The organism is Streptomyces sp. cg40 (assembly GCF_050320165.1).
Classification (GTDB): domain Bacteria; phylum Actinomycetota; class Actinomycetes; order Streptomycetales; family Streptomycetaceae; genus Streptomyces; species Streptomyces hokutonensis.
This window is the reverse complement of record NZ_CP190128.1, coordinates 5499434-5525238: the sequence shown is the minus strand read 5'-3', so window position 1 is coordinate 5525238 and position 25805 is coordinate 5499434. Positions and strand designations below refer to the sequence as shown.

Annotated in this window: 23 protein-coding genes; 3 read left to right on the top strand and 20 right to left on the bottom strand. The window is 71.8% G+C overall.

The genetic code is table 11. The annotated features are described in order from the left end of the window. Positions 1–131 precede the first annotated feature (131 nt). The gene (locus tag ACQHII_RS24585; protein WP_427921326.1) at positions 132–1046 is read right to left on the bottom strand and encodes a rhomboid family intramembrane serine protease; all 915 of its coding nucleotides are present in this window, start codon (positions 1044–1046) and stop codon (positions 132–134) included. Positions 1047–1156: 110 nt separating this feature from the next. Further along, entirely contained in the window at positions 1157–1684 is a 528-nt protein-coding gene (locus tag ACQHII_RS24580; RefSeq protein ID WP_427921325.1) for a peptidylprolyl isomerase, read from the bottom strand. Positions 1685–2010: 326 nt separating this feature from the next. Between ACQHII_RS24580 and ACQHII_RS24575 the strand changes: the two genes are divergently transcribed. Then, the gene (locus tag ACQHII_RS24575) at positions 2011–2715 is read left to right on the top strand and encodes a DUF5324 family protein (RefSeq protein WP_427921324.1); all 705 of its coding nucleotides are present in this window, start codon (positions 2011–2013) and stop codon (positions 2713–2715) included. Between the two features lie 92 nt (positions 2716–2807). Here ACQHII_RS24575 and ACQHII_RS24570 read toward each other — a convergent pair whose 3' ends face one another. Next, the gene (locus tag ACQHII_RS24570) at positions 2808–3350 is read right to left on the bottom strand and encodes an RNA polymerase sigma factor (RefSeq protein WP_427921323.1); all 543 of its coding nucleotides are present in this window, start codon (positions 3348–3350) and stop codon (positions 2808–2810) included. Between the two features lie 120 nt (positions 3351–3470). Between ACQHII_RS24570 and ACQHII_RS24565 the strand changes: the two genes are divergently transcribed. Next, on the top strand, positions 3471–5129 hold the full coding sequence (locus ACQHII_RS24565; protein WP_427921322.1) for a BTAD domain-containing putative transcriptional regulator: 1659 nt from the start codon (positions 3471–3473) through the stop codon (positions 5127–5129). Between the two features lie 6 nt (positions 5130–5135). Here ACQHII_RS24565 and ACQHII_RS24560 read toward each other — a convergent pair whose 3' ends face one another. The 16 genes from ACQHII_RS24560 to ACQHII_RS24485 all read right to left on the bottom strand — a co-directional run bounded on the left by ACQHII_RS24560 (position 5136) and on the right by ACQHII_RS24485 (position 20382). After that, positions 5136–5759, bottom strand: coding sequence for a TetR/AcrR family transcriptional regulator (locus tag ACQHII_RS24560; RefSeq protein ID WP_427921321.1), 624 nt, complete (start codon positions 5757–5759; stop codon positions 5136–5138). A 96-nt stretch (positions 5760–5855) separates the two neighbouring features. After that, on the bottom strand, positions 5856–6572 hold the full coding sequence (locus tag ACQHII_RS24555) for a dienelactone hydrolase family protein (RefSeq protein ID WP_427921320.1): 717 nt from the start codon (positions 6570–6572) through the stop codon (positions 5856–5858). A 97-nt stretch (positions 6573–6669) separates the two neighbouring features. Then, positions 6670–7008, bottom strand: a complete 339-nt coding sequence (locus tag ACQHII_RS24550) for a DUF4873 domain-containing protein (RefSeq protein WP_427921319.1) — start codon at positions 7006–7008, stop codon at positions 6670–6672. Positions 7009–7025: 17 nt separating this feature from the next. Then, the gene (locus ACQHII_RS24545) at positions 7026–7958 is read right to left on the bottom strand and encodes an AurF N-oxygenase family protein (RefSeq protein ID WP_427921318.1); all 933 of its coding nucleotides are present in this window, start codon (positions 7956–7958) and stop codon (positions 7026–7028) included. Beyond that, complete coding sequence (locus ACQHII_RS24540; RefSeq protein WP_427921317.1) at positions 7958–8842, bottom strand: ThiF family adenylyltransferase; 885 nt, start codon at positions 8840–8842, stop codon at positions 7958–7960. Before ACQHII_RS24540 ends, ACQHII_RS24545 begins: the two co-directional genes overlap by 1 nt. Further along, on the bottom strand, positions 8839–9759 hold the full coding sequence (locus ACQHII_RS24535; protein WP_427921316.1) for a hypothetical protein: 921 nt from the start codon (positions 9757–9759) through the stop codon (positions 8839–8841). The genes ACQHII_RS24540 and ACQHII_RS24535 overlap by 4 nt, the downstream gene beginning before the upstream one ends. Beyond that, positions 9756–9923, bottom strand: coding sequence for a hypothetical protein (locus tag ACQHII_RS24530; RefSeq protein WP_427921315.1), 168 nt, complete (start codon positions 9921–9923; stop codon positions 9756–9758). The genes ACQHII_RS24535 and ACQHII_RS24530 overlap by 4 nt, the downstream gene beginning before the upstream one ends. Positions 9924–10312: 389 nt before the next feature. Beyond that, complete coding sequence (locus ACQHII_RS24525; RefSeq protein ID WP_427921314.1) at positions 10313–11575, bottom strand: acyl-CoA dehydrogenase family protein; 1263 nt, start codon at positions 11573–11575, stop codon at positions 10313–10315. A gap of 53 nt (positions 11576–11628) precedes the next feature. Further along, positions 11629–12000 (bottom strand): SCP2 sterol-binding domain-containing protein, encoded by a 372-nt coding sequence (locus ACQHII_RS24520; protein WP_427921313.1) that lies wholly within the window; start codon positions 11998–12000, stop codon positions 11629–11631. A 46-nt stretch (positions 12001–12046) separates the two neighbouring features. Next, positions 12047–13663: a GMC family oxidoreductase gene (locus ACQHII_RS24515; protein ID WP_427921312.1), complete on the bottom strand. Its 1617-nt coding sequence runs from the start codon at positions 13661–13663 to the stop codon at positions 12047–12049. Further along, entirely contained in the window at positions 13660–14343 is a 684-nt protein-coding gene (locus ACQHII_RS24510) for an SGNH/GDSL hydrolase family protein (protein WP_427921311.1), read from the bottom strand. The genes ACQHII_RS24515 and ACQHII_RS24510 overlap by 4 nt, the downstream gene beginning before the upstream one ends. Positions 14344–14407: 64 nt before the next feature. Next, complete coding sequence (locus tag ACQHII_RS24505; RefSeq protein ID WP_427921310.1) at positions 14408–14683, bottom strand: acyl carrier protein; 276 nt, start codon at positions 14681–14683, stop codon at positions 14408–14410. A gap of 54 nt (positions 14684–14737) precedes the next feature. After that, positions 14738–15718: a ribonucleotide-diphosphate reductase subunit beta gene (locus tag ACQHII_RS24500; protein ID WP_427921309.1), complete on the bottom strand. Its 981-nt coding sequence runs from the start codon at positions 15716–15718 to the stop codon at positions 14738–14740. Continuing rightward, positions 15715–17433: an AMP-binding protein gene (locus ACQHII_RS24495; RefSeq protein ID WP_427921308.1), complete on the bottom strand. Its 1719-nt coding sequence runs from the start codon at positions 17431–17433 to the stop codon at positions 15715–15717. Before ACQHII_RS24495 ends, ACQHII_RS24500 begins: the two co-directional genes overlap by 4 nt. Positions 17434–17553: 120 nt before the next feature. Further along, positions 17554–18759 carry a cytochrome P450 gene (locus ACQHII_RS24490; protein WP_427921307.1) on the bottom strand — a complete coding sequence of 402 codons (1206 nt, stop codon included), beginning with the start codon at positions 18757–18759 and terminating at the stop codon, positions 17554–17556. A 168-nt stretch (positions 18760–18927) separates the two neighbouring features. Further along, positions 18928–20382: a DHA2 family efflux MFS transporter permease subunit gene (locus tag ACQHII_RS24485; protein ID WP_427921306.1), complete on the bottom strand. Its 1455-nt coding sequence runs from the start codon at positions 20380–20382 to the stop codon at positions 18928–18930. Positions 20383–20646: 264 nt separating this feature from the next. On the opposite strand from ACQHII_RS24485, the gene ACQHII_RS24480 reads away from it, so the two are divergent. Continuing rightward, a complete protein-coding gene (locus tag ACQHII_RS24480; protein ID WP_427921305.1) occupies positions 20647–21648 on the top strand; it encodes a beta-ketoacyl-ACP synthase 3 in 1002 nt (333 codons plus the stop codon). 558 nt (positions 21649–22206) lie between these two features. Here the strand turns inward: ACQHII_RS24480 and ACQHII_RS24475 are convergent. Continuing rightward, positions 22207–25551 carry a BTAD domain-containing putative transcriptional regulator gene (locus ACQHII_RS24475; protein WP_427921304.1) on the bottom strand — a complete coding sequence of 1115 codons (3345 nt, stop codon included), beginning with the start codon at positions 25549–25551 and terminating at the stop codon, positions 22207–22209. Positions 25552–25805 lie beyond the last annotated feature (254 nt).

Genomic DNA, 25805 nt, shown 5'->3' with positions numbered 1-25805 from the left:
TGACACACCGGCAACCGCAAGCCTGTTCGCCCCCTGCCTGACCTGCACAAACACGGGTCGGTGACAGGGGGCACAGCTGTTCTCCACGGTATGCACAAGATCCGCCACGCACTGTGGACAACGGTTTGATATCAGCTGAGCTGAGCCGTCCTGATCAGCGTCAACACCACGACGATCACGAGTACGACGGCACAGGTGCCGTACTGGATCAGGGCCCGGCGCTCGCGCGGGGCGTGGACCATCGCGTAGCCCGTGATGACACCGGCTACGAGGCCGCCGATGTGGGCTTCCCAGGCGATGTTCATTCCCGGGTTGAAGGTGAAGATCAGGTTGATCACCAGGATGGCGATGAGCGGCCGCAGGTCGTAGTTGAGGCGGCGCAGCAGAATGCCGGTTGCTCCCAGGAGCCCGAAGATGGCGCCGGAGGCGCCGAGCGAGGGCTGGTTCGGGGCGGCGATGAGGTACGTGAGCGCGCTGCCCGCGAGACCCGAGACGAAGTAGAGCGCGAGATAGCGGGCCCGCCCGAGAGCCGCCTCCAGGGGACCGCCGATCCACCACAGGCTCATCATGTTGAAGAGGATGTGGATCACGCTGCCGTGCAGGAACATCGCGGTCAGCAGCCGGTACGGCTGGCCCTCGGCGATGCCCTCGACGGAGCCGAACTGCGGGACGTACGCCTGGCCGAGGAGTTCGAGGCGCTCGGTGAAGCTGTCGCCCAGCACCTGCTGGAGCAGATAGAAGGCGACGCAGAGACCGATCAGGATCTTGGTGGCGAGCCGCGGGTCCGCGGCCACCGTGCCGCCCGCGATCGTGCGGGGCTGGGCGGCCGTCGGGGCGTGCCCCGTGCCGGAGCCGTCGCGCACGCACTCCGGGCACTGGAAGCCGACCGAGGCGCTGACCATGCACTCGGGGCAGATCGGGCGCTCGCAGCGGGTGCAGCGGATGCCGGTCTCGCGGTCCGGGTGGCGATAGCAGCCCGGCAGGCTCTGGGCGTCCGGGGGCCGCTGTTCCTCCGGGCCCTGCGGGCTGCCTGGCGCCTGGTCCATGGGGTCCCCTCAATCCTTCGTACGCAATGCACCGCCCCGCCCATCCTTACGGATGAACGGGGCGTTTGGTTCCCGCCGGTAAGTACTGGTGTCCGCCCTGCGATCCAGGGCTAGCGGGTCTCGACGACGACCGACTCGATGACGACGTCCTCAAGGGGGCGGTCCGTGCGCGGGTTGGTCTTGGTGGCCGCGATGGTGTCGACGACCTTCTGGCTCGCCGCGTCGGTGACCTCGCCGAAGATGGTGTGCTTGCGGGTCAGCCAGGCCGTCGGGGAGACGGTGACGAAGAACTGTGAGCCGTTGGTGCCCGGACCGGCGTTGGCCATGGCGAGCAGATAGGGCTTGTCGAAGCGGAGCTCCGGGTGGAACTCGTCCTCGAACTGGTAGCCCGGACCGCCGGTGCCGTTGCCCAGCGGGTCACCGCCCTGGATCATGAAGCCGCTGATCACCCGGTGGAAGACCGTGCCGTCGTAGAGCTTGTCCTTGGACTTCTCGCCCGTCTCGGGGTTGGTCCACTCACGCTCGCCCGTGGCGAGCTCGACGAAGTTGCGGACCGTCTTGGGCGCGTGGTTCGGCAGCAGCCGGATGTCGATGTCGCCAAGGCTGGTCTTCAGGGTGGCGTAAAGCTGCTCGGCCACGATCTGCCTTCCGTTGTCTTTCTGTGACCCCCAGATCCTCGCACGCCCGCCGCGCCGAGTCGCCCGATGGCCGCGCGCGGGGACCTTTCCGCCCGATCCGCTTGCAGAAAACCGGCCGAGTGACTCCGGGACAGGGGCAGGCGGCGGGGATCCGTGGCATTGTCGACGACAAGCCCCCGTTCCCCCAGTTCCCCCGTATTCATCCGCAATCACCCGTGATCGTGACCCGGATGCCCGCCCTCACATGCCCCGTAGCGCTCTGGCAGGCATGATCCCTATTTGGGTGGACAGACGAAGAAACGTACGCCACCGAGGAGGAGGAACCCGTGACCCGCATCGACAGCGTGCGCTCCGCGACCGGCTCGGCGAAGGACAGCGTGCTGCACGCCGCGGAAGTGGTGGCGCCCTACGCCGACACGGCCAAGGACAAGGCCGCGTACTACGCCCACGAGGCGCGCGTACGGCTCGCGCCCAAGGTGTCCCTGGCCGCCGACCAGGCCCGGGTGCAGTACGACGCCCATCTCGCACCACGTCTGGAACAGGCCCGCACCCATGTGCCGCCGAAGGTGGACCTGGCCGCCCAGGAGGCTGCCGTCCGCACCCGCAGGGCCGCTCAGCAGGCCGCCGAGTACTCCCGGCCGCGGATCGAGCAGGCGGTCGCCGCCGCCGGTCCGGTCAGGGACGAGGCCGCCGCGCGCGGTGCGGCGGCGCTCGCCGCGCTGCGCGGCCAGGTCTCGCCCCAGGAGATCCAGAAGCTGGTCCGCAAGCACGAGCGACGGGCCAGGGCCGGCCGGCTCGCGAAGGGGCTGGCGGTGCTGGGCATCCTGGCGGGCGGCGCTTTCGCCGCCTGGAAGTGGTGGGACAAGCAGGCCAACCCGGACTGGCTGGTCGAGCCCCCGGCCGCGACCGAGGTGCCCGAGACGGGCCGTCTCTCCTCGGTGGACGGCAGTGGCCAGTCCGTGCTCGACCCCGAGGTCCAGGCGAAGCAGGCCGAGGACGAGGCGGCCGCGGACCGCGACGAGCACCGCTGACGTCCCACGCACCGTCAACATCCCGGTGGGGCAGGAGACTTGTGGGTCTCCTGCCCCACCGCGATGTTTCACGTGGAACAGTCGCCAGGGTGTCAGCGGGCCATCTCCTGGTGATACACCGCCCGCAGCCGACTGCGGGCCCGGGTGAAGGCGCTCTCGGCCGACTTGTAGGTGATCTGTAGCGCGTTGGCCGTCTCGGCGGTGCTCAGGCCACGGGCGCGGGCCAGCAGTACGTCGCGTTCACGCGTGCCGAGGCCGGTGAGCTGGGTCAGCAGCCAGGCACCCGCGGCCCGCTCGCAGGTCCGGTGCTCGACCTCGGAGACGGGGTCCGGTTCGGGGCGGCGCAGGATCTGCACCCGGACGGCGAGCCTGTGGTCGCGCTGGACACCGCGTTGCTGGTCCACACACAGGCGCAGGGTGATGGTGGTGAGCAGCGCGGCGACCCGGGACTCATCGAGCGTGTCGAAGGTCACAGCGCGCAGCATCGCCTCCTGGACGCAGTCCTCCGCGTCCGAAACACGGCCGAGCCGGCTGGTGGCCAGACGCAGCAGGCGCTCCCGCTCGGCGAGCACGAGACTCCAGCGGTGGCGGTGGCGCTCCTTCTCCTGGCGGGGGTAGGACAAACTACGCGTCACATCAGCTCCCGTTGACGAAGTCCTGGTGGCGGAACCAGCGTCGGTGGGAGCGATGCGGGAAAACTTTAGGAAACCTCTCAGCGGTTCGACGGGCTTCGCGAGCGCGGTCCAGTGAGAATCATGAAATGCCACATCGGAACGGGCTTCGTTCACCAGAACGAAGCCGAACCACTTCGATGTCGGAGAAGTCCGTACAGTGCGCGCACACGGGGGTGGGCAAGCATGGTTCTCGTGCAATTACTGGGACCTGTCGAGTACCGGGGCACCGCGGAAAGTCAAGTCGAACTGGGCCAGAACAAACAGCGTTGCATCTTTGCAATGCTTGCGGTCCATGCAAATGAAGTCGTCACGCCCGACGAACTGATCAACTGGTCGTGGGAGGCCGATCCACCGGCTTCGGCACGGAACATGATTCACACCTATATTTCGCGGCTGCGCAGTGCTCTGGAGAGCGCCGCCGGCGGACAGCGGGCCGTCCTGCGCCGCCGCCACGGCGGTTACGCCCTGGAGGTCGATCCCGACGCGATCGACCTGCACCGGTTCCGCCGGATCGTGGCGAGCGCCCGGGTCGCGGGCACGGATGCCCGTACGGTCACCCGGCTGCTGCGCGAGGCGCTCGGCAACTGGCACGGCAGGCCGCTCGGCGGGGTCACGGGAGAGTGGGCCGCCCGCACCCGGTCACTGCTCGAACAGGAGCATCTGTCGGCCCTCGTGGAGTGCCACGAAGGTGAACTCGGGCTCGGCGGCAGCATCGGGCTCCTGGACGAACTGCACTCGCTCGCCGACCTCCACCCGGAGAACGAGCTGGTCATCCGCAACCTCATGACCGGTCTGCACCGCTCAGGCCGCCGTACCGAAGCCATCGAGACGTACGAGGCGCTGCGCCGCCGGCTGACCGACCGTCTGGGCGTGGATCCGGCCCGGCAGACCAAGGACCTGCACGCCACGATCCTGCGCGCCGACCCCGACCTCGTCGCGGCCGGGCCCCGGGCCGACACGGCCCCGTCGGTGCCGCGACAACTGCCCCGGAGCATCCGCTGCGTGGGCCGCGAGCAGGAACTGGCGATGCTCGACGGCTCCCTGACCGCCGCCGGCGGCCACCCGGTCACCCGGGTCATCGAGGGGCCGTCCGGTATCGGCAAGACCGCTCTGGCGGTCCAGTGGGCGCACCGGGTGGCGCACCGCTTCCCGGACGGGCAGGTCTTCATGGCCCTGCACGGCAGCGGTACGCAGACGCTGCCCGGGGGCCCGCACCTGACCGGGCGGACGCCGGCCCAGCGGGGGCCGGCCGGCCAGGTCCGGAACGTGCGCACCGCCCTGTCGGGGCACGACGTGCTGCGGTTCGTGCTGCGCAGCCTGGGCGTGACCGTGCCGCGCGAGCCGACCGAACTGGTCTCGTTCGGCCAGGGTGTCCTGAAGGACCTGCGGGTGCTCGTCCTCCTCGACGACCTGGCCTCGGCGGAGCAGCTGGAGGTGCTGCTGCCGGGGCTGTCCTCCGGAGTGCTGCTGGTCACCACCCGCGACGCCGGCCGTCTCACCGGTGTCGGCGGGCTGCGCAGCATCGGGCTTCAGAAGCTCAGTGTTCTGCAGGCCCGGCGGATGCTCGCCGGAATCCTCGGTGAGCACCGGGTCGAGGCGGAGCCGGGGGCGGTGATCCAGATCATCGAGCTGTGCGACCGTTTCCCGCGGGCCCTGTCCGCGGCCGCCGAGCAGGCCCTGATCCGGCCCCGGCTGCCGCTGACCGATCTGGCGGCGGCGATGACGGCCCGGGCGGGGTGACCGGGGTCAGTCCGGCTTCACGGCCAGGGCGTCGAAGAGGGCACGCAGTTCGGTGATGCCGGCGTCGAGGGCTCCCTGCTGGTCCTCGGCCCGGGCCACCGCCATCGCCGTCTCGCACAGGCCGCCGTAGAGCAGGTTGGTGAGGGCGGTCACGGAGTGCGGTGCGATGTCTCCGGTGGCCGCGGCGCGCCGGACGCCCTCTTCCATCATCTTCAGGCAGCCCGAGTTGATCTCGCGCATCTCCTCGGTGCCGAGCGCGCCGGGGGCGTCGATCAGGTTGATGCGCTGGATGTCGGGGGCGAGGACCTCCACGAGGAAGGCCCTCGCCCCGACGAACACCGCTTCCCAGGAGTCCGGCCGGGCGCCCAGGTAGGCACGGGCCACGATGTGGGCCAGCCGGGCCTGTTCGCGTTCGTACACGGCCTTGAACAGGTGCTGCTTGCCGGAGAAGTGATGGTAGAGGGCACCTTTGGTGAGGTGGGCGGCCTCCACGACGGCGTCGAGCGAGGTCGCGTTGTAACCGCGGTCCGCGAACAGCGTGCGGGCGGCACTCAGCAGTTCCTCGATCGTGCTGTCCGACCGCTCACGCTGCGTCAGACGCGTTCTCGCACTCGTACGAGTGGTGGCCATGCTCGCACTCCCCGAGAATCGACCGTCTCCACCTGACCTTCTAGATTACACGCACTTTCATTCCTTCCATACGTATGTGTTCTACCGCTCCTCTTCTCAGTGCGCGCCGACGCGTTCCACGAACCGCAGGACCCGGTTCCAGGCGTCGGCCGAGGCGTCGGCGTACGCGTCGCGCTGGGCGTCGAAGAAGCTGTGCGGGGTGCCGGGGTAGGTGACGACCTCGTGGTCGACGCCCGCCGCGGCCAGCGCCTCGTCGAACGCCGTGACATGGGCCTGCGGAATGCCCGGGTCCTCCCCCGCCATCAGAGCCAGGACCGGTGCCGCCAGTTCGGCGGCGCGGCTGGTGGGCCCGGGGGCGCCGTCCGGCCCGTCCGCGGGCCAGCAGTAGAAGCCGATCACCCCGGCCAGGTCGAGGCCTCCGGCCGCCGCCATCACGGCGAGCCGGCCGCCGATGCAGAAACCGACCGTGAGGACGGCGTCGGCGGCGCCGCCCTCGGCCGAGCGCAGGTGTGCGACGCCCGCGCCCAGGTCGGCGTAGAGCTCACGGGGGCTGAGTTTGGCCATGTGCTCGGCGAACGGGAAGTCCTTCTCCCGTTTGCCGACGCCCGCGGTGCGTCCGTAGTAGTCGATGACGAGTGCCCGTACGCCGTTCTCCGCGAAGCGTTTGGCGAGTTCCGTGTAGAACCCGTACAGCCCGCGGACGTCGGGCAGGATCACGATCGCCGTCCGGGTGCCGCCGGCCGGGGCGGCGGTGAAAGCGGCGAACGTGTTGCCGTCGCTCGCGGTCAATTCCAGATACCGGCTTTCGATCACGGAATCCGGAATCGGCAATACCGGTGGAATGGCGTCCTCGTCGAAACACATGGGCCGGGGCCTCCATTGTTCTGAGTAGTTCTGTTCCCGCGCACGCTCAGCTCACCGGCGGATCCGCCCCTTCCGCTTCTTCGGCCTCCGCCAGGCTGAACGGAACACGGAACGGCGGCACACTGACGCCCTCGATCCGGTAGCGGTTCCACAGGTCGGGTTCGGTGATGCGACCCGTCGCGGAGCCCTCGTCCGTACGCAACACGACGCCTGCGCTGCGGTCGCCGACCAGCCGGGTCAGCTCCTCATGCGCCTCCAGCCGTCCGTACCAGCGGTAGCGGCCGTCCAGCGGCTGGAAGCCGCCGGTGAGCCGGGCCCGGATCGTGAACTCGTTGCGGTCCTCCACGATCAGCAGCGCGGGACCCTCGTACCCGTCATCCTCCACGGTCGACTTCCTTGTCTCTAGGCGTCCTTCAGCCAACCGGCCTCGCGCCACACCTTCTCCGAGCGCCCACCGATCAGACCGATCGACTTGTAGTAGGGGGCGATGCGCTCGGCGCCGTACGCGCCGTTGACCTTGCCCACGGGGTTGTTGCGGCCCGTCTCGACGCAGAGCTTCGGGTCGAGGCCGGCCCGCTCGTACATCAGCGGGTTGTAGCGGTCGCGGCGGACGGACTTCACGACGCCGGCGAGGAAGTCGCGCAGCATCTGGAGCCGCCGCTTGGAGAGCGTCGGCACGAACCGCTCCAGTTCGGTGCGGGCGAAGCTGATGTGGCGGGCCTCCTCCACGACGTGGATGCGGGCCACCGTGCGCACCAGGGGCTGCACCGTCTCGTCGTTGGCCTGCTCACGCTGGAAGCGGTCGAAGAACTCCTCGGTAAGCAGCAGCATCGCCCACAGCACGGGCACCGGCGCGAACGTCTTCAGCAGCAGTCCGGAACGCTGTGTCTTGGGGTGCAGGGGGTAGAACTCCGCGCCCGTCTTCTCCACCAGCCGGGCGAACATGATCATGTGGCGCACCTCGTCCGCCATCTCGGTCAGCGCGAACTGCACCTGCGGGCTGGTGATGTCCCGCTTGTAGGCGTACCGCGACACCAGGTGCAGCAGGATGTGCTCGGTCCACACCCCCGCGGCCAGCGACGATGCCAGCTCCTCCCGGCTGAGCAGCAGCTTCTGCTCCATGGGCAGGGAGTCGTAGAGCTCCGTGCCGAAGAGGGAGATCCGCTTCTCCGGCAGGAACCACTTGCCCTCCTCCAGCGGTTCGTCCCAGTTGACGTCGACCCGCGGGTCGTAGGAGTGCCTGGCCGAGGCGACGAGCAGTTGTGCGGCCTTCTTGGTCTGGCGCACGAGCGGGTCGTCCGCGCGGCGGCCGGGGCGGTCGGTGGCTGTGGTCATCACGACTCCTTGTCCTGTGCTCGTTCAGTGCTTTCCGAGGGGGTGGCGGCCGAGACCAGCCGGTGGATGTCGACCGTGAGCTGTTCGCGGACCGGGTGGCCGGCCAGGATCTCCAGCACGTAGCGTGCGGCGAGTACGCCGAACTGGTGCGAGGCGTAGACGAGTTGGGGGACGCTGTAGTCCGGGTCCGCGCGGTGGGCGGTGACGTCCGCGATCAGGTCGGCCGGGATGATCTCCCGGGGGATGACCTTCAGCAGCAGGGTCCACAGCGCGCCCTCGGCGACCTCCTCGGCGGTGATCGCGCCCGCGAGGGGAGCGGCGCCGGTGCGGTAGTCGTAGAAGCGCACGTGCTGGGTGCCCGACAGGTCGTAGCCGGAGACCACGGGCAGCCGGCGCCGGGCCGCCGCCACGTGCAGGGCGTACTTGGCCCGCCAGCCGCCGTGGGTCGTGACGTCCACGCCGTCGACGACCACGTCCACGCCGTCCAGGAGGAGTTCGGGGTCCTCGGGGCGGATGCCCGCCGTGTCGACCCGGATCTCGGCGAAGGGGTTGACCGAGCGGATGCGCTCGGCCGCCACCTCCGCCTTGTTGCGGCCGATGTCCGCGCGCGTGGCGCTCTGCCGGTTGAGGTTGTTCAGCTCGTACGCGCCCGGCTCGGCGAGCACGAAGCCGCCGGTGCCCAGGCGGGCCAGCGGTTCGACGACCGCTCCGCCCGTCGAGCCGCACCCCGCGACCAGCACGGTGGCGGTGCGCAGGCGTTCCTGTACGGCGTCGGGGACCAGGCCCCGGTTGCGTTCGGTCAGTGAGCGGTAGTAGGTCCCCGGGTCCTCGGCGACGGCGGCCGGAACCGATCCGCCCGTCAGGGCCACGACGGCTGCGCTCATATCCTTACCCTCCGGATCTCTCCCCCGACCCGGCTGACGAGCTGCTGGAAGCCGGCGAGCGGGTTGGTCGCGTCCAGCGCGTGCTCCAGCCGGCGCACCAGCTGGTCGAGTTCCGCCCCGCGGGGAACGCCGGCCACGAACGGTTTGACGACCGCGCGCTCCACGTACGCGGGGAAGAGCAGGTCGTCCTCGGACAGTGCGGGGCAGGTGCCCTCGATGACGGTGATGTCCTTCAGGCTGCGGGCCAGGCGGCGTACCGCCAGGCCCTCCTCGCCGTCGCCGACCAGGAACTTCGGCGCGGGCGAGAGTGCGGCCAGGACCGTGTAGAAGCCGAGCATCAGCTCCAGCGACAGCCGCAGCCGGCGGGCCGGGGCGGTGTCGCGCTCGGAGGGGCGCTGCATCAGGCGTTTGATCTCCCAGACCTCGTGCGCCGTGACCGGCTCGTCCAGGGACACATGGTCGAAGAGGTTGATCCCGTGGGCCACCTCGCAGGGAAACGGGGTGCGGTCCGGGTGGGTCACCGGCAGGGCGGCCTCGTCGGTGGCGGCGACGATCGACACATAGCGCAGGATCGTGCCGGTCGACTCCTCCATGGCGATGAAGTGGATCTCCTCGCCGTGTCCGGCGCCGACCGGCTCGGCGAACAGGCCGCGGGCGAAGGCGACGCGGTCGCTGGCGAAACGGGACCGCAGGTACTGGGCGAGCCGGAACCCGTAGATCCCCAGCCGGTAGCGCTCGGGCAGCCGGGACTGCGGCAGCGCGAGCACGGTCAGACCGTCCGGGCGCCGGGCCAGGTACAGCGGATCGGCCTGCTCGATCAGGCCCGCCAGGCTCATCCGGTCGTGCAGGGCCAGCACGTGCTCCACATAGCGGGCCCGGCGGGCATCGTCCAGGGCGGTGTCGGCCGGCGCGCTCATGCGGCCCTCCCCTCCGACGCACCCTGCTGCGCGCCCGTCCCGTGCTTCGGGGCGCGGGGCGGATTCAGGGACAGAGGGGTGCAGTGCGCCGTCGAGGCGAGGGCAGCCTCGATGTACGACACGGCCGACAGCACGGCGGTGGCCCGCGCCCGGGCGGACGTCACCGGGGCGAACGTCACCGGGGCGGGGCGGGGCGCCGACGGTGCGGGGGCGGGCGTCCGGCCGGGGCGGGAGGCCGACGTTGCGGGGGGCGGCGTCGAGCCGGGGTGGGAGGCCGACGATCCGGGGGCCGACGTCCGGTCGGGGCGGGAGGCCGACGTTGCAGGGGCCGGCGTCCGGCCGGTACGAGAAGTCTCCGTTCCGGAGAGCGACGTCCCGCCGGGGCGAGAAACCGCCGCCCCAGAGACCGGGGTCCGGGCGGGGCGGGAGGCCGCCGTTCCGGGAGGCGGCGTCCGGGCGGGGCGAGAAGCCGACGTTGCAGGAGCCGGCGTCCGGCCCGTACGAGAAGTCGCCGTTGCGGGAGGTGGTGTCCAGTCCGTGCTGGTGGCTGGTGTCATACCCGCCGCCCGTACAGTGCGCCGGTGATGGCCAGTGCCAGTACCTCGGGTGTGCCCTCGTAGATGCGGGCGCCGAAGGACTCACGGACCAGTTTCTCCACCGCGTGGTCGCGGCAGTAGCCGCGCGCGCCGACGATGGACATGGCCTCCTCGGCCACCTCGATCGCCGCGCGGTCGGCGAACAGTTTCGCGACGGCCGGGCCGTAGACGGGTGCGGGCAGCATGTTGTCGGCCTGGTGGGCGGCCTGGAGGTACAGCAGCCGGGAGGCCTCGATCTTCGAGGACATCTCGGCCAGCTTGCGGGCCGTGAACTGGTGCTCGTACAGCGGCTTGCCCGCCTGGACGCGCTCGCCCGCCCACTCCTTGGCGATCTCGAAGGCGCCGCGCGCGACCCCGGTCGACATGGCCGCCACGATCGAACGCGCCTGGTTGGACTGGACGGTGAGGTAGTTCCAGCCGCCGCCCTCCCCGAAGACGATGTTCTCCTCCGGCACCCGGACGCCGTCGAAGTGGAGGGTCGTGCCCAGGCAGGCCCGGTAGCCCATCTTGTCGGCCACCTCGCCGCGGGTCACGCCCTCGCTGTCCAGCGGCACGATGAACACGGTCAGTCCGGTGGCGCCCGGGTTGCCCTCGATGTTGGCGAACACGGCCGCCCACTCGGCCACCTTGCCGTTGGTGATGAAGCGCTTGACGCCGTCGAGCACGAAGTGGTCGCCGTCCCGGCGGGCCGTCATCACGTCCTCGGCCAGCTCGGCGTGTTCGGGTATGAGCAGGTCGCAGCCCGCGATCTCCTCGGTGATGGCGTTGCAGGCCAGGACCGGCTTGTCCCCGAGGAACGGGGGCAGGAAGCGGGCCTGGAGCTGCTGGTCGCCCGAGAACAGCACCGAGGTCTGGCCCAGCAGCGAGGCGCCGAAGATCAGCGCCGTGCTCGCGCAGACCGAGGCCAGCTCCTCCATCGCGACGGACACGCCGAGCACACCCATGCCCCGGCCGCCGAGCTCCTTGGGGATGGTCAGGCGCAGCAGTCCCAGCCGGTGGCCGGCCTCAACCATCTCCCAGTCGAAGTCGTCGGCCGGGGCGAGGTCGTTGGCAAGGGTCCGCGGTTTGACCACGGTCTGCGCGAACTCGCGGACCTCCTCGCGCAGTTCCTCGATCTCGGGCGGAAGCTGGAACAGCGACGGCATGGCGGCGGCGTTGAGTGCCCGCAGGTCGGAAAGGGTCGGTGCGTTCGGGACGGCGGTGGTGGTGGTCGCGATCACAACGGTCGGCTTTCTGTGGTGACGGACGGGGTGGGTCGGGAAGGTGTCGTCGCTCAGGCGGAGGCGGGCGCCAGGGCGAGCGCGGCGTACGCGCGGCCCAACGCGGGCAGGTAGTCCGCCAGTTGACGCACCTGGGACACCGGGCCCTTCACGACAAGGCGGCGGGCGACGATCGCCTGCGTCACGCCGAGCCGGCCCAGCAGGATCAGGTGCAGTGCGTCGGGCCGTACCTCCAGCCGCAGCCGCGGCGGGTGGGGGGCGCCGTCGTGCACGCCGTCGGCGTCCAGCAGGAAGGCCGTGTGGGCGTCGCCGGTCACGACGAACTGGAGGGAGAAGTCGCGCTCCTTGATCAGCGTCGCGAACTCCGCGTCGGCGAGGGCCGCCCGGAAGGCTTCGATGAACAGCTGCGGGTCCTGAACGGTCACGGTCGTACTGCCTTTCGTCTGGTGGGGCCGGTCATGGGGCGCCGGTTCAGCGGTGCGACAGCGCGCCCGAGGGGTGCGGTGCCGCGTCGGCGAGGATCAGGTCGGCCGCGCGCTCCGCGAGCATCACGGTGGGCGCGTGGGTGTGGCCGCGCGGCAGGGACGGCAGCGCGGAGGCGTCGACGACGCGCAGCCCCGCCACCCCCCGCACCCGCAGCCACGGATCGAGTACGGCTTCCGGGTCCGCCCCCATGCCGCAGGTGCCGACCGGGTGGTACAGGGTCTGGGCGTGCGCCCGGATCACGGCGTGCGCGGTGCCCGGGTCCGGGTCGAGGGCGCCGGGGGTCAGCGGGGCCCCCAGCCGGGCCGCCAGCGCGGGCCGGGTCAGGACGTCACGGGCCCGGCGCAGCCCCTCGGTCAGCACCCGCAGGTCCGCGCCGTCCGGGTCGGACAGATAGCGCGGGTCGATCACCGGGTGCGCCGCCGGGTCGGCGGAGGCGAGCCGCAGCGTGCCGTGGCTGCGCGGGCGCAGCAGCACCACGCCCAGGGTGACGCCGTGGGTGCGCGGGGCCTGTCCCGGTTCGAGGGAGGGCACCAGCATCCACACGAACTCAAGGTCGGGTGCGGTGAGCGCGGGATCGCTGCGCAGGAACGCGACGGCCTCCGCGAGGTTGGAGGTCAGCCGCCCGCGCCGGCCGCGCAGGAACTCGGCGATCTCGCCCTGCGGGTCGGTGATCCCCGGCGTCACCCGGCCGTGCGCCTCGAACGCCAGCGGAACGTAGAGGTGGTCGGCGAGACCCCGCCCGACCCGCGGGGAGTGCGCCCGTACGGTGATGCCGTGCCGCCGCAGCTCGTCCGCGTCCCCGACGCCGGACAGCATCAGCAGCTGCGCGGAGCCGATGGCGCCCGCCGCCAGGATCACCTCGCGCTCGGCGCGGACCTCGGCGGGCCCGTCGGCGGTGGTGTAGGCGACGCCGACCGCGCGGCCGTCCTCGATGAGGATCCGCTCGACGTGGGCGTCCGTGACGACGGTGAGGTTCGGGCGCTGCCGCGCGGGCCGCAGATAGCCGTCGGCCGCGCTCCACCGCCGTCCCCCGCGCTGGGTGGTGCGGACCGGGCCCGCGCCCTCCGGGTCCAGCAGGTGTTCGTCGTCCAGGGCGGGCAGTCCCGCCTCGGCGCAGGCGGACAGGAACTCGGCGGTGGCCGGGCTGGGGTCGCGCAGGTCCTCGATGCGGATCGGCCCGCCGGAACCGTACGCGCCGGTGCCGAGGCGGTCCTCGGCCCGCTCGAAGTACGGCTGCACCTCCCGGGCCGACCAGCCCGCGCAGCCGTCGTCCTCCGCCCAGCCGTCGTAGTCCGCGCGGTGCCCGCGCAGCCAGATCTGGGCGTTGAGCGAGGACGAGCCGCCCAGCGTGCGGCCCCGCGGCCAGTGCAGGGCGCGGCCGTCGAGGCCCGGCTGCGGGGTCGTACGGTAGCCCCAGTCGGCGGAGGTGTGGAACAGCGCGGGGAACGCGGCCGGGATGCTGATCTCCGCCCGCCGGTCGGGGCCGCCCGCCTCGATGAGCACCACCTGTGCGCCGCCGGCACTGAGCCGCTCGGCCAGCACACAGCCGGCCGAGCCCGCGCCGACCACGACGTGGCTCACGGTGGCCTCGGCCGCGGTCACGACTGCGCGGGGCGTGCGACGCGCGCGCCGAGGGCCTTGACGATCTCGGCGGCGAGAGCGGCGTGTCCCTCCATCGCGAAGTGGATGCCGTCGGCGCTCATCAGGTTGGGGCGCAGTCGTACGGGGTGGCTCCACATCTCGATCAGCACCGCGTCGTGGCGCTGCGCGACCGCGCGGATGCGGTCGTTGAGGGCGATCGTCCGGTCCCTGAAGACCGACAGCTCCGGTACCGACTCGAAGACGTTGGTCACGGTGAACGTGAAGATGTCCGCACCCTGGCCGCGCAGCGCCGTGTACATGGCCTCCAGGTCGGCCTCGACGCCGTCCAGGTCCGGCTCGGCGTCGAACAGGTCGTTGCCGCCGGCCGCCACGTTGACCAGGTCCGGCCCGAACTCCAGGACCTGGTCGAGCTGTTCGGCACGCACCTCGGCGGTCCGTTTGCCGACGACTCCGGTGTTGAGATATCCGAAGCCGGGGTTCCCGGAGCCGAGCGCGGCCGCGATCCGCTGCGGCCACGGCACCCGGGCGTACCCCTGGCTGGGGTCGCCCACACCGGCCGCGAAACTGTCGCCCATCACGGCGAGCCGCTGCCACGGAGCTCCCCGCAGCAGCTCCACGCACTGGTCGTGGGAGAGCGCCAGCGGGTCGTCCAGCTCACTGCGCAGATCGTGTGTCGTCATCTTCTCGTGCTGCCTCTCCGGACAGAAGGGCCGACGCCCTGTTGGTGGCGTACGGGCGGGTGGATCAGGCGGCGTCGCTCGCCGCCGTCACCTGCTGCTGGTCGACGAAGTCCTCGATGTCCTTGACCGTGGTGATGTCGGGCGTGGCCTTCGAACCGAGGTCGGCGAGCGGGAACTCCCGCTCTATCCGCAGCGAGAGTTCGATGACCGCGAGCGAGTCGTAGCCGAGTTCCTCGACGAGACGGTCCTCGGAACGGGCCTCGCGGGCCCCGAGCGGGCTCATCTCCCCGACGATCTTCCGGATCTGCGCCCGCGCGGTGCTGTTGTCGCTGGTGTCCATGGCTCTTTCGTCCCTCTCTCTGTGACTCTTCGTGGCTTCGGGATACGGCGCTGTTCAGGCCGCGGCGGCGCGGATCGGGTGCGGCGCGTCCCAGCGCTCCGCGTAGGCGTCCAGTGCGGTCTCCACCGCGAGGTCCCAGGCGGCGCCGGCCTTCTCGGACAGCTCCGGCAGGCCCACCAGGCGCAGTTGCTTCACCAGGCGCTCCCGGGCGATCTCGACGCTGCCGTACAGCTGGGCGGCCCGGCTGCGCAGGGCCATGGGCAGCGCGGGCACCGGGTTGTGCCGGGAGGGGCCGATCAGCACCCAAGCCGCCACGCCGAGCGACTCGAAGTGCGCGTCCCCGATCACCTGGCCGAATCCGCCGGCGACGCCGTCCTGCGCGGCCCGCAGGCCGAAGGAGACGTGCCGCGACTCGTCGCGGGTGACGTTGGTGAGGCCCTCCTCCAGCGCCTCCAGCTTCAGCCGGCGGGCCAGGAAGCGGGTGGTGCGCAGGGCCGTCGCGGCGAGCACGCCCTCGGTGATCAGGTGGTAGTAGACGAGCGCCCGGTACCAGGACTCGCGGTCCTGGTGGTCGGCGCGCACCGCGTCGGTGGCCCGGGTCAGCTCGGGCGTGAACACCTCCGCGTAGTCGGCGCCCTCCTCGACCGCGTCGAGACCGGTCCGGCAGCCCTCCTCCAGATAGGTCTGGAAGAACCGCACGTGCCGTGCCTCGTCGGCCAGCTGGGTGCAGAGGAAGATCCGGTCGTCCTCGGTGGGCGGCGCGTCGATCAGGGCGCCCAGGGTGTGGGTCACCGTGACCTCGCCGACCTCCAGTTCACCGAGCGAGCCGAGCATCTGATCGCGCGAGAAGGGGCTGAGGGCGGCCCAGGTCGGCGCGTCCCGCGCGGGGTCCACCTGGGCGACCGCCCACTGCTGGCGTTCCCAACGGCGGTAGAGGTCGCCGGAGTTGGCGAGTCGGCCGCGCTGTTCGGCAGCGGTCTCGGGGGCCGTCTCGGTGACGTCGAGTACGAGCCCGCTGGTCGTCGTCATGGTCATGCTGCTGCCCCATCCAGTCCCGGTGTGGTCGCTCGCTCGGGTCGGTCGCCGTCGTGTGTCCGGTGCAGTACGTCACCGGTGAGCGTGTTGTCCCCGGCCCGCTGCCACAGCAGCCGGCGGCGCGGTTTGCCGCTGGAGGTCCGGGGGATCGTGCCGCGCCGGGACCGCACGAGGGTGACCCGGACCGTGGAGTCCAGGGCGGCGCGCAGTACGCCGGCCGCCGCGTCCAGCCAGTCGTCGCCGGGCGCCTCCACGACGATCACCGCCTCCGAGCGACCGTCCCGGGAGCCGAGCGCCACCGCGCAGCGGCCGGGCGGTATCCCGGGGAGTGTGCCGAGCGCCGCCTCCAGGTCCTCGGCGTGCACCTTGCGGCCGCGGACCTTGATGCTGTCGCCGATCCGGCCGACCACGTACAGCTCGCCGTCCAGCAGGAACCCGGCGTCGCCGGTGCGCAGTCCGTCCGCGCCGAACACCTCGCTCGCGGCGGGGTCGGGCGACTCGTAGCCGTCGGCCACCGAGGTGCCCGCGACCCGGATCTCGCCGAACCTGCCGTCGGGCAGCACCGTCCCGTCGTCGTCGACGATGTCGACGGTGGTCCCGGGCACCGGTGTGCCGCAGGAGGCGATCCAGCCGGCCGGGTCGTCGGGCCGGTCGGTGCCGAGGGTGCCCGAGCCGGCGACGGTGACCGGTGCCCCGGTGTCCAGGGGACCGGACGGACGGACGATGCGTGCCCCCTGACCGGGGCGGACGCCGGTGACGGCGAGCGTGGTCTCCGCCATGCCGTAGCAGGGGGTGAGGATCCGGGCGTCGAAACCGTACGGGGCGAGCCGGGTCGTGAAGTCGGCGACCACCCTGGCGTCCACGCGTTCGGCGCCGCTCATCGCGACCCGCCAGGCGGAGAAGTCGGTGCCCGCGAGGTCCTCGTCGCGCACCCGGGAAGTGGCGTAGCCGTAGCCGAAGTTGGGTGCGGTGGTGATGGTCACGCCGTGCCGGCCGTGGCAGTCCAGCCAGCGGGCCGGGGACCGGATGAAGTCGACCGGGCTCATCAGCCACAGGTCGATCTGGGCCACCACGGAGCCCAGGAACGTCCCGATGAGGCCCATGTCGTGGTAGAGCGGGAGCCACGACGAGCACGAGTCCTCGCTCGTCACGCCGAGCCAGCCGTGGATGGCCCGGACGTTGGCCGTGAGGTTGTCGCCGGTGACCCGGACGCCCTTGGGGGTTCCGCTGGAACCGGAGGTGAACTGGAGCAGGGCCAGTTCCGCCGGGCGGGCCGCCAGGCCGTCGTCGGCGGGCAGCCCTGCGGGGTCGGGCAGGATCAGGGGCGCGCCCGTTCCCGCCTTGGCGCACGCCTCGGCGGCGAGCGGGGCGAGCCGTTCCTCGGTCAGCACGGCGGCCGGGGCCGCTGCGCCCAGGACGGCGGCGGCGTGCTCCGTGAAGGCCTCGTGGCCGCCGAAGGTGACGGGCGAGGCGATCGGGGACGGGGTGGCCCCCGCGTACATGGTGCCGAGGAACGCCGGGACGAAGGTCTCGGGCTCCTCGATCAGCAGGGACACGACGCCCTTGGTGACACCGTTGGCGTGCAGGAAGGCGGCGGTCCGCCGGGCCGCCGAAGCGATGTCCGCGTAGTCGCGGAGGTGCCACTCGCCGTTTCGGTAGTAGTGGATTCCACGCTCCGGGGCGGGGGAGTCCAGCCAGTCCAGGACTGTGTTCATCAATTCCCCTCATCGAACCGATGGGCTCTCGTGCTGTATTACGGCCCGGCGGGGGCGCTCCCTCGTGGCGATCGCGGAATTCTCGGCTGGGCCCTGCCCACGGGTGGGCAGGGCCCGGTTTCACCAGGTCACGGGCAGTTCGTGGAGTCCGCCGAGGGCCGCGAAGTGCCGCCAGCGCAGTTCCTGGGGCGCGACGGCGAGGCGCAGGCCGGGCAGCCGGGTGAAGAGCGTGTCGAGGGCCACCTCCAGTTCGAGCCGGGCCAGCGCCGAGCCGATGCAGAAGTGGGGCCCGTGACCGAATCCGACGTGGGCGGAGGCATCCCTCGTGATGTCGAAGCGGTCGGGGTCCTTGAAGACCTCTTCGTCGCGGTTCGCCGAACTCATGGGGGCGATGACGGCGCTGCCGGCCGGAATGCGGGTACCGCTGAGCTCGACGTCCTCGGTGGCGATCCGGGCGAACGACCCGTCCCCCGGGGTGTTGTAGCGCAGCAGTTCCTCGACGGCGGAGCCGGTCAGCCCGGGATTCTCGCGCCACAGGCGCAGCTGTTCGGGGTTGCGCAGCAGGGTCACGATGCTGGTGGCGATGACGGTGGTCGTGGTGTCGTGGCCCGCGATCAGCAGGAAGACACCGAGCATGACGAGCTCCGACTCGGTGAGCCGCAGGTCCGGGTCGCTCTCGCCGGCGAGGGCGCTGAGCAGGTCGGCACCGGGCACCTGCCGCTTGCTGTCGATCAACCGCTCAAGATATTCACGCAGTTCGCGGTCGGCGTCGGCGATCTCCTGTGCCGTGTACTTGGTCAGCGCGGTGAACCGGTCCGACCAGTCCTGGAACCGGCCCCGGTCCTCGAAGGGCACCCCGATCAGCTCGCAGACGATCTGCAACGGCAGCGGGGTGGCGAACGCGGACACCAGGTCGGCCGGGCTGCCCGACTCCTCGACGGCGTCGACCAGCCGGGTGGCGACGGCCTCGATGTGCGGGCGCATGCCCACGACCCGGCGCGGCCCGAACTCCTTCGCTATCAGCCGCCGCACCCGGGTCAGGCGGGGCGGGTCCATGCTCATGATGTTGTCCGGGTGCGGCTCCACCGGCTGCATCCGGGGCGCGCCGGGCTCCAGGAAGGCGGCCCGGCTGAATCGCGGGTCGGACAGCACGGTCCGTACGTCGGCGTGCCGGGTCGCCAGGTAGGCGTCCGACCCGGTGGGCAGGTTCACGTGCGGCACCGGGCACCGGGCCCGGAACTCCTTGTACTCCTCGGGCGGCTGGGTCGCGTCGGTGCGGGCCATCGGGTAGACGGGACGTTTCTGTTCAGCGGCTTCCTCTGACATGGAACGGACTCCTTCGGCAGGGTCGTACCGGGTTGGACGGATCGATGGATCCGCGGTGCGGAAAACGCACGGCGGGGCCGTGGTCCCTGGGGAGCCACGGCCCCGCCGGAGCCGGGCGGCCACGGGGGATGGAGCCGCCCGGCGTTCTGGGGGGGGTGGGGCCTGACGTCAGCTCCGGTCGGCGGTGGCCGTGCCCTCCGGAGAGGCGGCGGCCTGGGCCGCGGCCGCCTGCGCCCGCAGGTACGCCTGGATCTGCGCCTGGGTCTCGGCGATCTGGGCCATCGACTTCTTGGTGAACAGCCAGAACGCCGGCACCGCGGAGGCCGCGATGAAGATCCCCGCGAGCAGGAACGCCTCACGGTAGGGCTTGGCGGTGCTCAGGTCGCCCGCGGCGAACACGGCCGCCATCGCGGCGACACCGACCGAGCCGCCGAACTGCCGGGCCGTGGTGGCCATTCCGGTGCCGGTGGCGAACTTCAGCGGGTGCACCGAGATGGACGCCGCGGTCGTCACGCTGGTGAGCGCCGCGCCGATCGCCGCACCGCCGAACGCGCCGTACGGAAGCCACAGGGCCAGGAACTCCCGGTCGGAGCCGAGACCCGAGTACGCCCAGATGCTCAGGCCGAGGAAGACGGCGGCGGCCACGATGACGACCGGACGCTGCTGGGCGGGCTTGAGCCGGCGGCCCACCGAGATGGCGGCGACCGCGGAGAGCACCGCGCCGGGGGTGACGGCGAGACCGGCCTTGAGCACGGAGTAGTGCCAGATCGTGGTGAGGTACAGCGGCCCGGACAGGAACCAGACGAACAGGCCGGCGCCGAGCAGGAACGCGGTGAGGTTGGCCGCCGCGAACATCGACGTGCCCCACAGCTTGGTCTCCACCGCCGGGGCGGGGTGCGAACGGGAACGCAGCAGCGAGTAGGCGATCAGGACCACGCCGGCGCCGATCCAGATCCACGTCCTGGCCACGTCCCAGCCCCAGTCGCCGCCCTTGGTGAGGCCGATGACGACGCCCGCGAGGCCGAGGGTGACCGTGGCCGTGCCGAGCAGGTCGGGCAGCGGGGACTTCTCCACCGGGCGGTCGGGCAGGGACTTGGCACCGAGGATCACGGCCAGGCCGATCGGGATGTTCAGGATGAAGACCGCGCGCCAGTCGATCTCACTGACCAGCAGTCCGCCCAGCGAGGGGCCCGCGGCGGCGGCCATGGAACCGGCCGCCCCCCACATGCCGATCGCCTCGGACCTCTTCTCCGCGGGCGTCTCGGACAGGACGATGCCGAGCGCGGCGGGGATCATGCCCGCCGAGCCGATGCCCTGCACCGCGCGTGCGGCGATCAGCGATCCGACGTTCGGCGCGACGGCGCAGGCGAGGGACGCGAGGCTGAACAGGCCGACCGACCAGAGGAACAGCTTCTTGCGCCCCAGGATGTCGGCGAAACGCCCGGCCGGGGTCAGCAGGGCGGCGAAGAGAATGCCGTAACTGGTCACCACCCAGGTCAAGTTGGTCACGGACTCCGTGGGGAAGTCCTCGTGCAGGGCCGGGAAGGCCACGTTGACGATCGTCGTGTCGAGGAAGGCCATGAACGTGGCTGCCGAAGTGAGCAGCAGCGCCTTCCCCGCCATGGACGGCTCAGTGCGAGACGCGAGCGGACTTGAGGTCACCGGTCATCCTTCCAAACAAGTTACATTCCCTTGGTATGCAAGTACATACCGAAGGTATGTGACTGTCAAGCCGTATCCGCACGGCCGTGTCCGTGCACCCGGCCGACGCGATGCCACGCGGGGTGGCCCCGTCCGGCGCGTAAAGCCTTCGAGGACAGCGAGCGAGGAAACGCGCGGCAAGGGAACGGGCAAGCACGCGAGGCAGGCAGACGACAGGAGTCCCGGGTGAACACCACGCACACCGCGCACACCCCTGTGCCGGACCGTCACCACGCGGTTCTGCTCGGCATCGGGGGCTACCGGCCCCGACGGATCGTCACCAACGAGGAGATCTGCCGCACCCTGGACTCGAACCCCGAGTGGATCCTGCGCCGCAGCGGCATCAGTACCCGCTGCTTCGCCGGTCCCGACGAGACCCTGGCGGAGATGGGGGCCACCGCCGCCGGGAAGGCCCTCGCCGACGCCGGTGTCGCACCCGACCAGGTCGACCAGGTGCTGGTCGCCACCATGTCGGACGTCGGCGGGGCCGCCACCGGGGCGGCGGACGCGCTCGCCGCGCGGATCGCCCGCCGGCTGGGCATCGCCGGGCACGGCTGGCAGGTCAGCGCCGCCTGCGCCGGTTTCACCGTGGGCCTCGCCCTGGCCGCGGCGTCCGTCGCGAGCGGCCAGGCGCGCACCTGCCTGGTCATCGGCGTGGAACGGATGTCGGACATCCTCGACCCCCGGGACCGCTCCACCGCCTTCCTGTTCTCGGACGGGGCGGGCGCGGCCGTGGTGGGACGCGGCACCGAGCCGGGCATCGGCGGCGTGGTGTGGGGCACGGACCCCACGCTGCGCGAGGCGATCACCGTGCGGGAGGAGCCCGGGCACGCGGGGCCCGTGCTCCGCATGCAGGGCTCGACGGTCTTCCGCTGGGCGGTGACCCGGCTGCCCGCCGTCGTACGCGAGGTGCTGGACCGCTCGGGTCTCGGGCCCGGCGACGTCCAGGCCTTCGTCCCGCACCAGGCGAACCTGCGCATCACCGAGGCGATCGCGCAGAGCGTGGGCTTCCCCTCCGACGTCGTCGTGGCCCGCGACGTCGTGGACCAGGGCAACACCTCGGCGGCCTCCATCCCCCTCGCCCTCGACCGCCTCCGCACCTCCGGCGCCCTGCGCGAGGGGGACCTCGCGGTACTGGTCGGCTTCGGTTCCGGCCTGACGTACGCCGGAACCGTGGTACGCCTCTGAACAGCGGCGCGAAGCCCGCTCGGACACTCCCGCGGCGGGGCCGGCACCGGCGCCGCCGCTGGTCAGCCGACCGCCGCACCCAACAGGGTCCGCAGAGTGTCCGCCTCCGGCACCGCGAGCGGCTCGGCCAGACGCAGCGCCCGGCGCCCAACACCCCGGCGGGCCCGGCGACGGCGCCGCCGGGGGTCAGTCGGCCACCGGGCCCAGCAGGGTCCGCAGAGTGTCCGCCTCCGGCACCGCGAGCGGCTCGGCCAGACGCAGCGCCCGGCGCCCAACACCCCGGCGGGCCCGGCGACGGCGCCGCCGCGGGTCAGCCGACCGCCGCACCCAGCAGGGTCCGCAGAGTGTCCGCCTCCGGCACCGCGAGCGGCTCGGCCAGGCGCAGTGCCAGGCGCCCAGAACCCCGGCAGGCCCGGCGACGGCCGCGCCGCCGGTCAGCCGACCGCCGCACCCAACAGGGTCCGCAGAGTGTCCGCCTCCGGCACCGCGAGCGGCTCGGCCAGGCGCAGTGCCAGGCGCCCAGAACCCCGGCAGGCCCGGCGACGGCCGCGCCGCCGGTCAGCCGGCCGCCGCACCCAACAGGGTCCGCAGAGTGTCCGCCTCCGGCACCGCGAGAGGCTCGGCCAGGCGCAACGCCCGGCGCCAGAGCCGTTCGGGACGCCCGTGGCCCGGCGCGGTACCGGCGGAGCGGCCCCAGGACAGCAGGGTCCGCAGCTCGCCCAGCCGGTGACCCGCCGTCCGGTACAGCGCACAGGCGCGGCGGTACCCGGCGCGGGCGGCCTCGTACCGCCCCGAAGCCAGTGCGCAGTCCGCCTCCAGGACCAGCAACTGCGCGGTGACCAGGCGCATGTCGACCCCGTGGAGGGCGTGCCGGGTACTCCGGCAGGCCGCCAGCGCCTCCTCGTACAGCCCCAGCCGGATGTACGTGGCCGCCCGCTCGACCTGGGCGCGGGCCACCGCCTGCCGGTAGCCGATCTGATCCGCGAGCAGCATCGCCTTGCCCAGGCTGCGCATGGCCACGTCCGTGTGCTCGGCCGCGGCCTCGACCCCGCCCAGCCGGATCAGACAGTCCGCCTCGATACGGGGGTCCGACAGGTGCGGGATGGCGACGTGCGCCTCGCGTGCGGAGGCCACCGCCCGGGCGTGCTCCCCCAGGTCGCTGAAGAGCGCCGCCCGGCAGGTCAGCGCGATGGCCACGCCCTCGTGGAAATCCATGTCACGGCTCGACCTGATGGCCAGTTCGCACCACTGGTCGGCCTCGCCGTACTGCCCCAGCTGGCGCAGCGTCAGCGCGATGTAGGCGGGCAGCCGGACCTGCCCGAACCGGGACTCCATCCGCTGCGCCAGCCGCAGTGAACTGCGGTAGTCGCTCAGGGCGGACACCAGGTCGCCCGTGTCATAGGCGTTGCGGGCCAGCCGCCCCAGGGCGTTGGCCTGTCCGGCCAGGTCCCCGAGGCTCTCGTGGATGCGCAGTGCGGCACGCATGTACCGGTTCGCGAGCCCGATCATCCCCACCGACCAGTACGACCGGCCGAGGACCGCCAGGGAGAGCGCCTCCCCGGCCCGCCACGACGCGTCCCGGCTGACGGTGAGCGCCTCCCTGGCCAGCCGCTGCTCGCTGGAGTAACGGCCCTCCCGGTACCGCGAGTCCGCGACGTTGAGCAGCATCGCCGTGTTCGCCCGCGGATTCTCCGACTTGGCCGCCGCCCGCTGCGCGGCCTCCACGGCCGCCGACCAGTCGTCGCCGCCCGGGTGCAGCCGGATGAAGCCGAGCATCGCGTCGGCCAGCCGCCAGCTCGCCGGGCCCAGCCCCTGTTCGGCGGCGAGTTTGATGGCCGCGCAGAGATTGGGCTTCTCCCGGTCCAGCCAGGCCATCCCGACGACCTCGCCGGTGTCGCTCACGGACCGCCCGGCCGGCCCGGGAGCAGCCGCGGTCTCCCCCCGGTGCACCCCCGACAGCTGGATACCGCTGGCCCTGCTGGCCCGTTCCACCGCCTGCCGGTACCACTCCAGGAGCCGCAGCAGGACGTCCCGGCGCACCTCCCACGGGTCCTCCTCGGCCGCGCGCCCCGCCGCGTACTCCTTGACCATGTCGTGCATCCGGTAGCGGCGCAGCGCGTACTCGGACAGCAGATTGGCCCGCATCAGCGCCCCGATCCGCTCCTCCAGCAGGGCGAACGAGCCGTCCGCCAGCGCCGCCACCGTGTCCCGCCCGAACTCGGTGCCCGGAAGGACGCCCAGTTGCCTGAAGAGCCGGCGCTGATCCGCTCCGAGCTTGCTGTACGACAGGCCCAGCGCCTGGTTCATCGCACCGTGCGCGTCCGCGCTGTCCGCGGCCGGAATCCGCGCGAGCACCTGCTCCAGCGGCTCGTCGGGATGGGTCGCGGCATAGGCACCGCTGAGCCGCACGGTCAACGGCAGCAGCCCGGAGGCACGGACGATCCCGGCCGCCGCCTCCGGCTCCCGCTCCACCCGCTCCCTGCCGACCAGCGAGGCCAGCAGCGCGAGCGCCGACTCGGTGTCCATGGTGTCCAGAAGCACCTCACCGGCGAAGTAGGTGGTGCTCAGCTCCGGCATCCGCTCCCGGCACGTCACCACGACCGCGCTGCCGTCGACACTCGGGGGCAGCAGGTGGCGCACCTGGTCGGGTCCCGCCGCGTCGTCCAGGACCATCAGCACCCGTCGGCCGACCAGCAACGTCCGGTACAGCGCGGCCCGTTCGTCGAGCCCGAACGGTATGTCGGCGGCCGGCAGCCCCAGCGCGAGCAGCACCTGCGCGAGTATCTCGGTCGGTTCGAGCGGCGGCAGATGGTGCTCGTGCCCACGCAGCGCCACGAAGAACTGCCCGTCGGGGAACGACGGACGGCCCCGCTGCGCCCACCGCAGCGCCATCGTCGTCTTGCCGGCGCCGGCCATGCCGCTGATCACGGCGAGATTGCGGCTCTGGTGCGCCGTGGCCCCCACCGGAGGGCTCGCCGGCGTCAACAGCTCGTCCAGTTCCGTCAGTTCCCGCTCACGACCCGCGAAGTACCCCGTGCTGCTGGGCACTTGGAGCCGGTCACGAGCCCGCGTGCCGACGGAGAGCGCGCTGCTCCCGTCCTTCCCGTCCCTCTCGTGTTTCCCGTCCCTCCCGTGCTTCCCGTCCCTCCCGTGCTTCCCGTCGCCGAGTGACCGCTCCGTGTTCAACAGCCGCTCGCCCGCCCCGCGCAGCGCCTCTCCGGGACGCGTCGAGAGGTCATGGGCCAACCGCTCACAGGTCCGCTCGTACGTCCGCAGCGCCGCGGCCAGGTTTCCGCTGTCCCGGTGGGCCAGCACCAGCCGGAGCGCCAACTCCTCGTCGTAGGGCCGTTCCTCGGTCATCCACTGGAGCTGCGTGAGGATCTCCTGGGGCCGGCCGAGCCTCAGCTGTGTGTCGAAGAAGTCCAGCAGGGCGGCCTGCCGCTCACTGTCCAGCGTCGTGCTCAGCGACTCGACACGAGTGCCCCACAGGTCACCGAGCGCGGTCCCCGACCACTGCGCCAGCGCGGACCGCAGCAGCTCGCAGCGCTCCTCGTCGTCCCGGACCAGGGCGGCCCGGGAGGTCAGGTCCCGGAACCGGTACAGGTCCACGGCCGACGGATCGACCCGCAGCACATACCCGCTGTCCTGCGACGACAAGGTCGGCCGCCCCGGTGCGGCGGCCATGACCTTGCGCAGCCGCGTGGCGTAACCGGCGAGTGCGTTGCGTGCCTGCTGCGGGGGTCGCTCGCCCCAGACGAATTCCGCGAGCCGGTCGCTGGGGACCACGTTGTTCACGTCCACGAGCAGCAGGGCCAGCAGACAGCGCTGCCGTGCATGTCCGATGTCCAGATCGCGCTCACCGACCAATGCCCGTACCGGTCCCAGTACCCGGAGGTCGATCACAGTGGACTCCACTCAAGCGTTCGACAGTTGCCAGCCGGTCTTCACGGGTCGCACACAAAAAGCAGTCCCAGGCATTGTCGAACATGAGCCTGATTAGCAGGCGCTTTGGGGGCTATGTGGCAAAAAAACGCCCACTCCGCCCGGCCGCCACAGCAGCAACATCATTAACAATTTGCCCCAGCGAAGAGCATGCGCGTTCGACCCGCTCCCCGATGGAAGGGGGCGGAACAGAAGGAGAACAGGTTGCTCCGGGT

What these genes read in the sequence shown, in the direction of transcription:
- ACQHII_RS24585 (WP_427921326.1), bottom strand. Translation starts at nt 1,046, where the DNA reads ATGGACCAGGCGCCAGGCAGCCCGCAGGGCCCGGAGGAACAGCGGCCC.
- ACQHII_RS24565 (WP_427921322.1), top strand. Translation starts at nt 3,471, where the DNA reads ATGAAATGCCACATCGGAACGGGCTTCGTTCACCAGAACGAAGCCGAA.
- ACQHII_RS24560 (WP_427921321.1), bottom strand. Translation starts at nt 5,759, where the DNA reads ATGGCCACCACTCGTACGAGTGCGAGAACGCGTCTGACGCAGCGTGAG.
- ACQHII_RS24545 (WP_427921318.1), bottom strand. Translation starts at nt 7,958, where the DNA reads ATGACCACAGCCACCGACCGCCCCGGCCGCCGCGCGGACGACCCGCTC.
- ACQHII_RS24540 (WP_427921317.1), bottom strand. Translation starts at nt 8,842, where the DNA reads ATGAGCGCAGCCGTCGTGGCCCTGACGGGCGGATCGGTTCCGGCCGCC.
- ACQHII_RS24535 (WP_427921316.1), bottom strand. Translation starts at nt 9,759, where the DNA reads ATGAGCGCGCCGGCCGACACCGCCCTGGACGATGCCCGCCGGGCCCGC.
- ACQHII_RS24510 (WP_427921311.1), bottom strand. Translation starts at nt 14,343, where the DNA reads ATGACGACACACGATCTGCGCAGTGAGCTGGACGACCCGCTGGCGCTC.
- ACQHII_RS24505 (WP_427921310.1), bottom strand. Translation starts at nt 14,683, where the DNA reads ATGGACACCAGCGACAACAGCACCGCGCGGGCGCAGATCCGGAAGATC.
- ACQHII_RS24500 (WP_427921309.1), bottom strand. Translation starts at nt 15,718, where the DNA reads ATGACCATGACGACGACCAGCGGGCTCGTACTCGACGTCACCGAGACG.
- ACQHII_RS24495 (WP_427921308.1), bottom strand. Translation starts at nt 17,433, where the DNA reads ATGAACACAGTCCTGGACTGGCTGGACTCCCCCGCCCCGGAGCGTGGA.
- ACQHII_RS24490 (WP_427921307.1), bottom strand. Translation starts at nt 18,759, where the DNA reads ATGTCAGAGGAAGCCGCTGAACAGAAACGTCCCGTCTACCCGATGGCC.
- ACQHII_RS24485 (WP_427921306.1), bottom strand. Translation starts at nt 20,382, where the DNA reads ATGGCGGGGAAGGCGCTGCTGCTCACTTCGGCAGCCACGTTCATGGCC.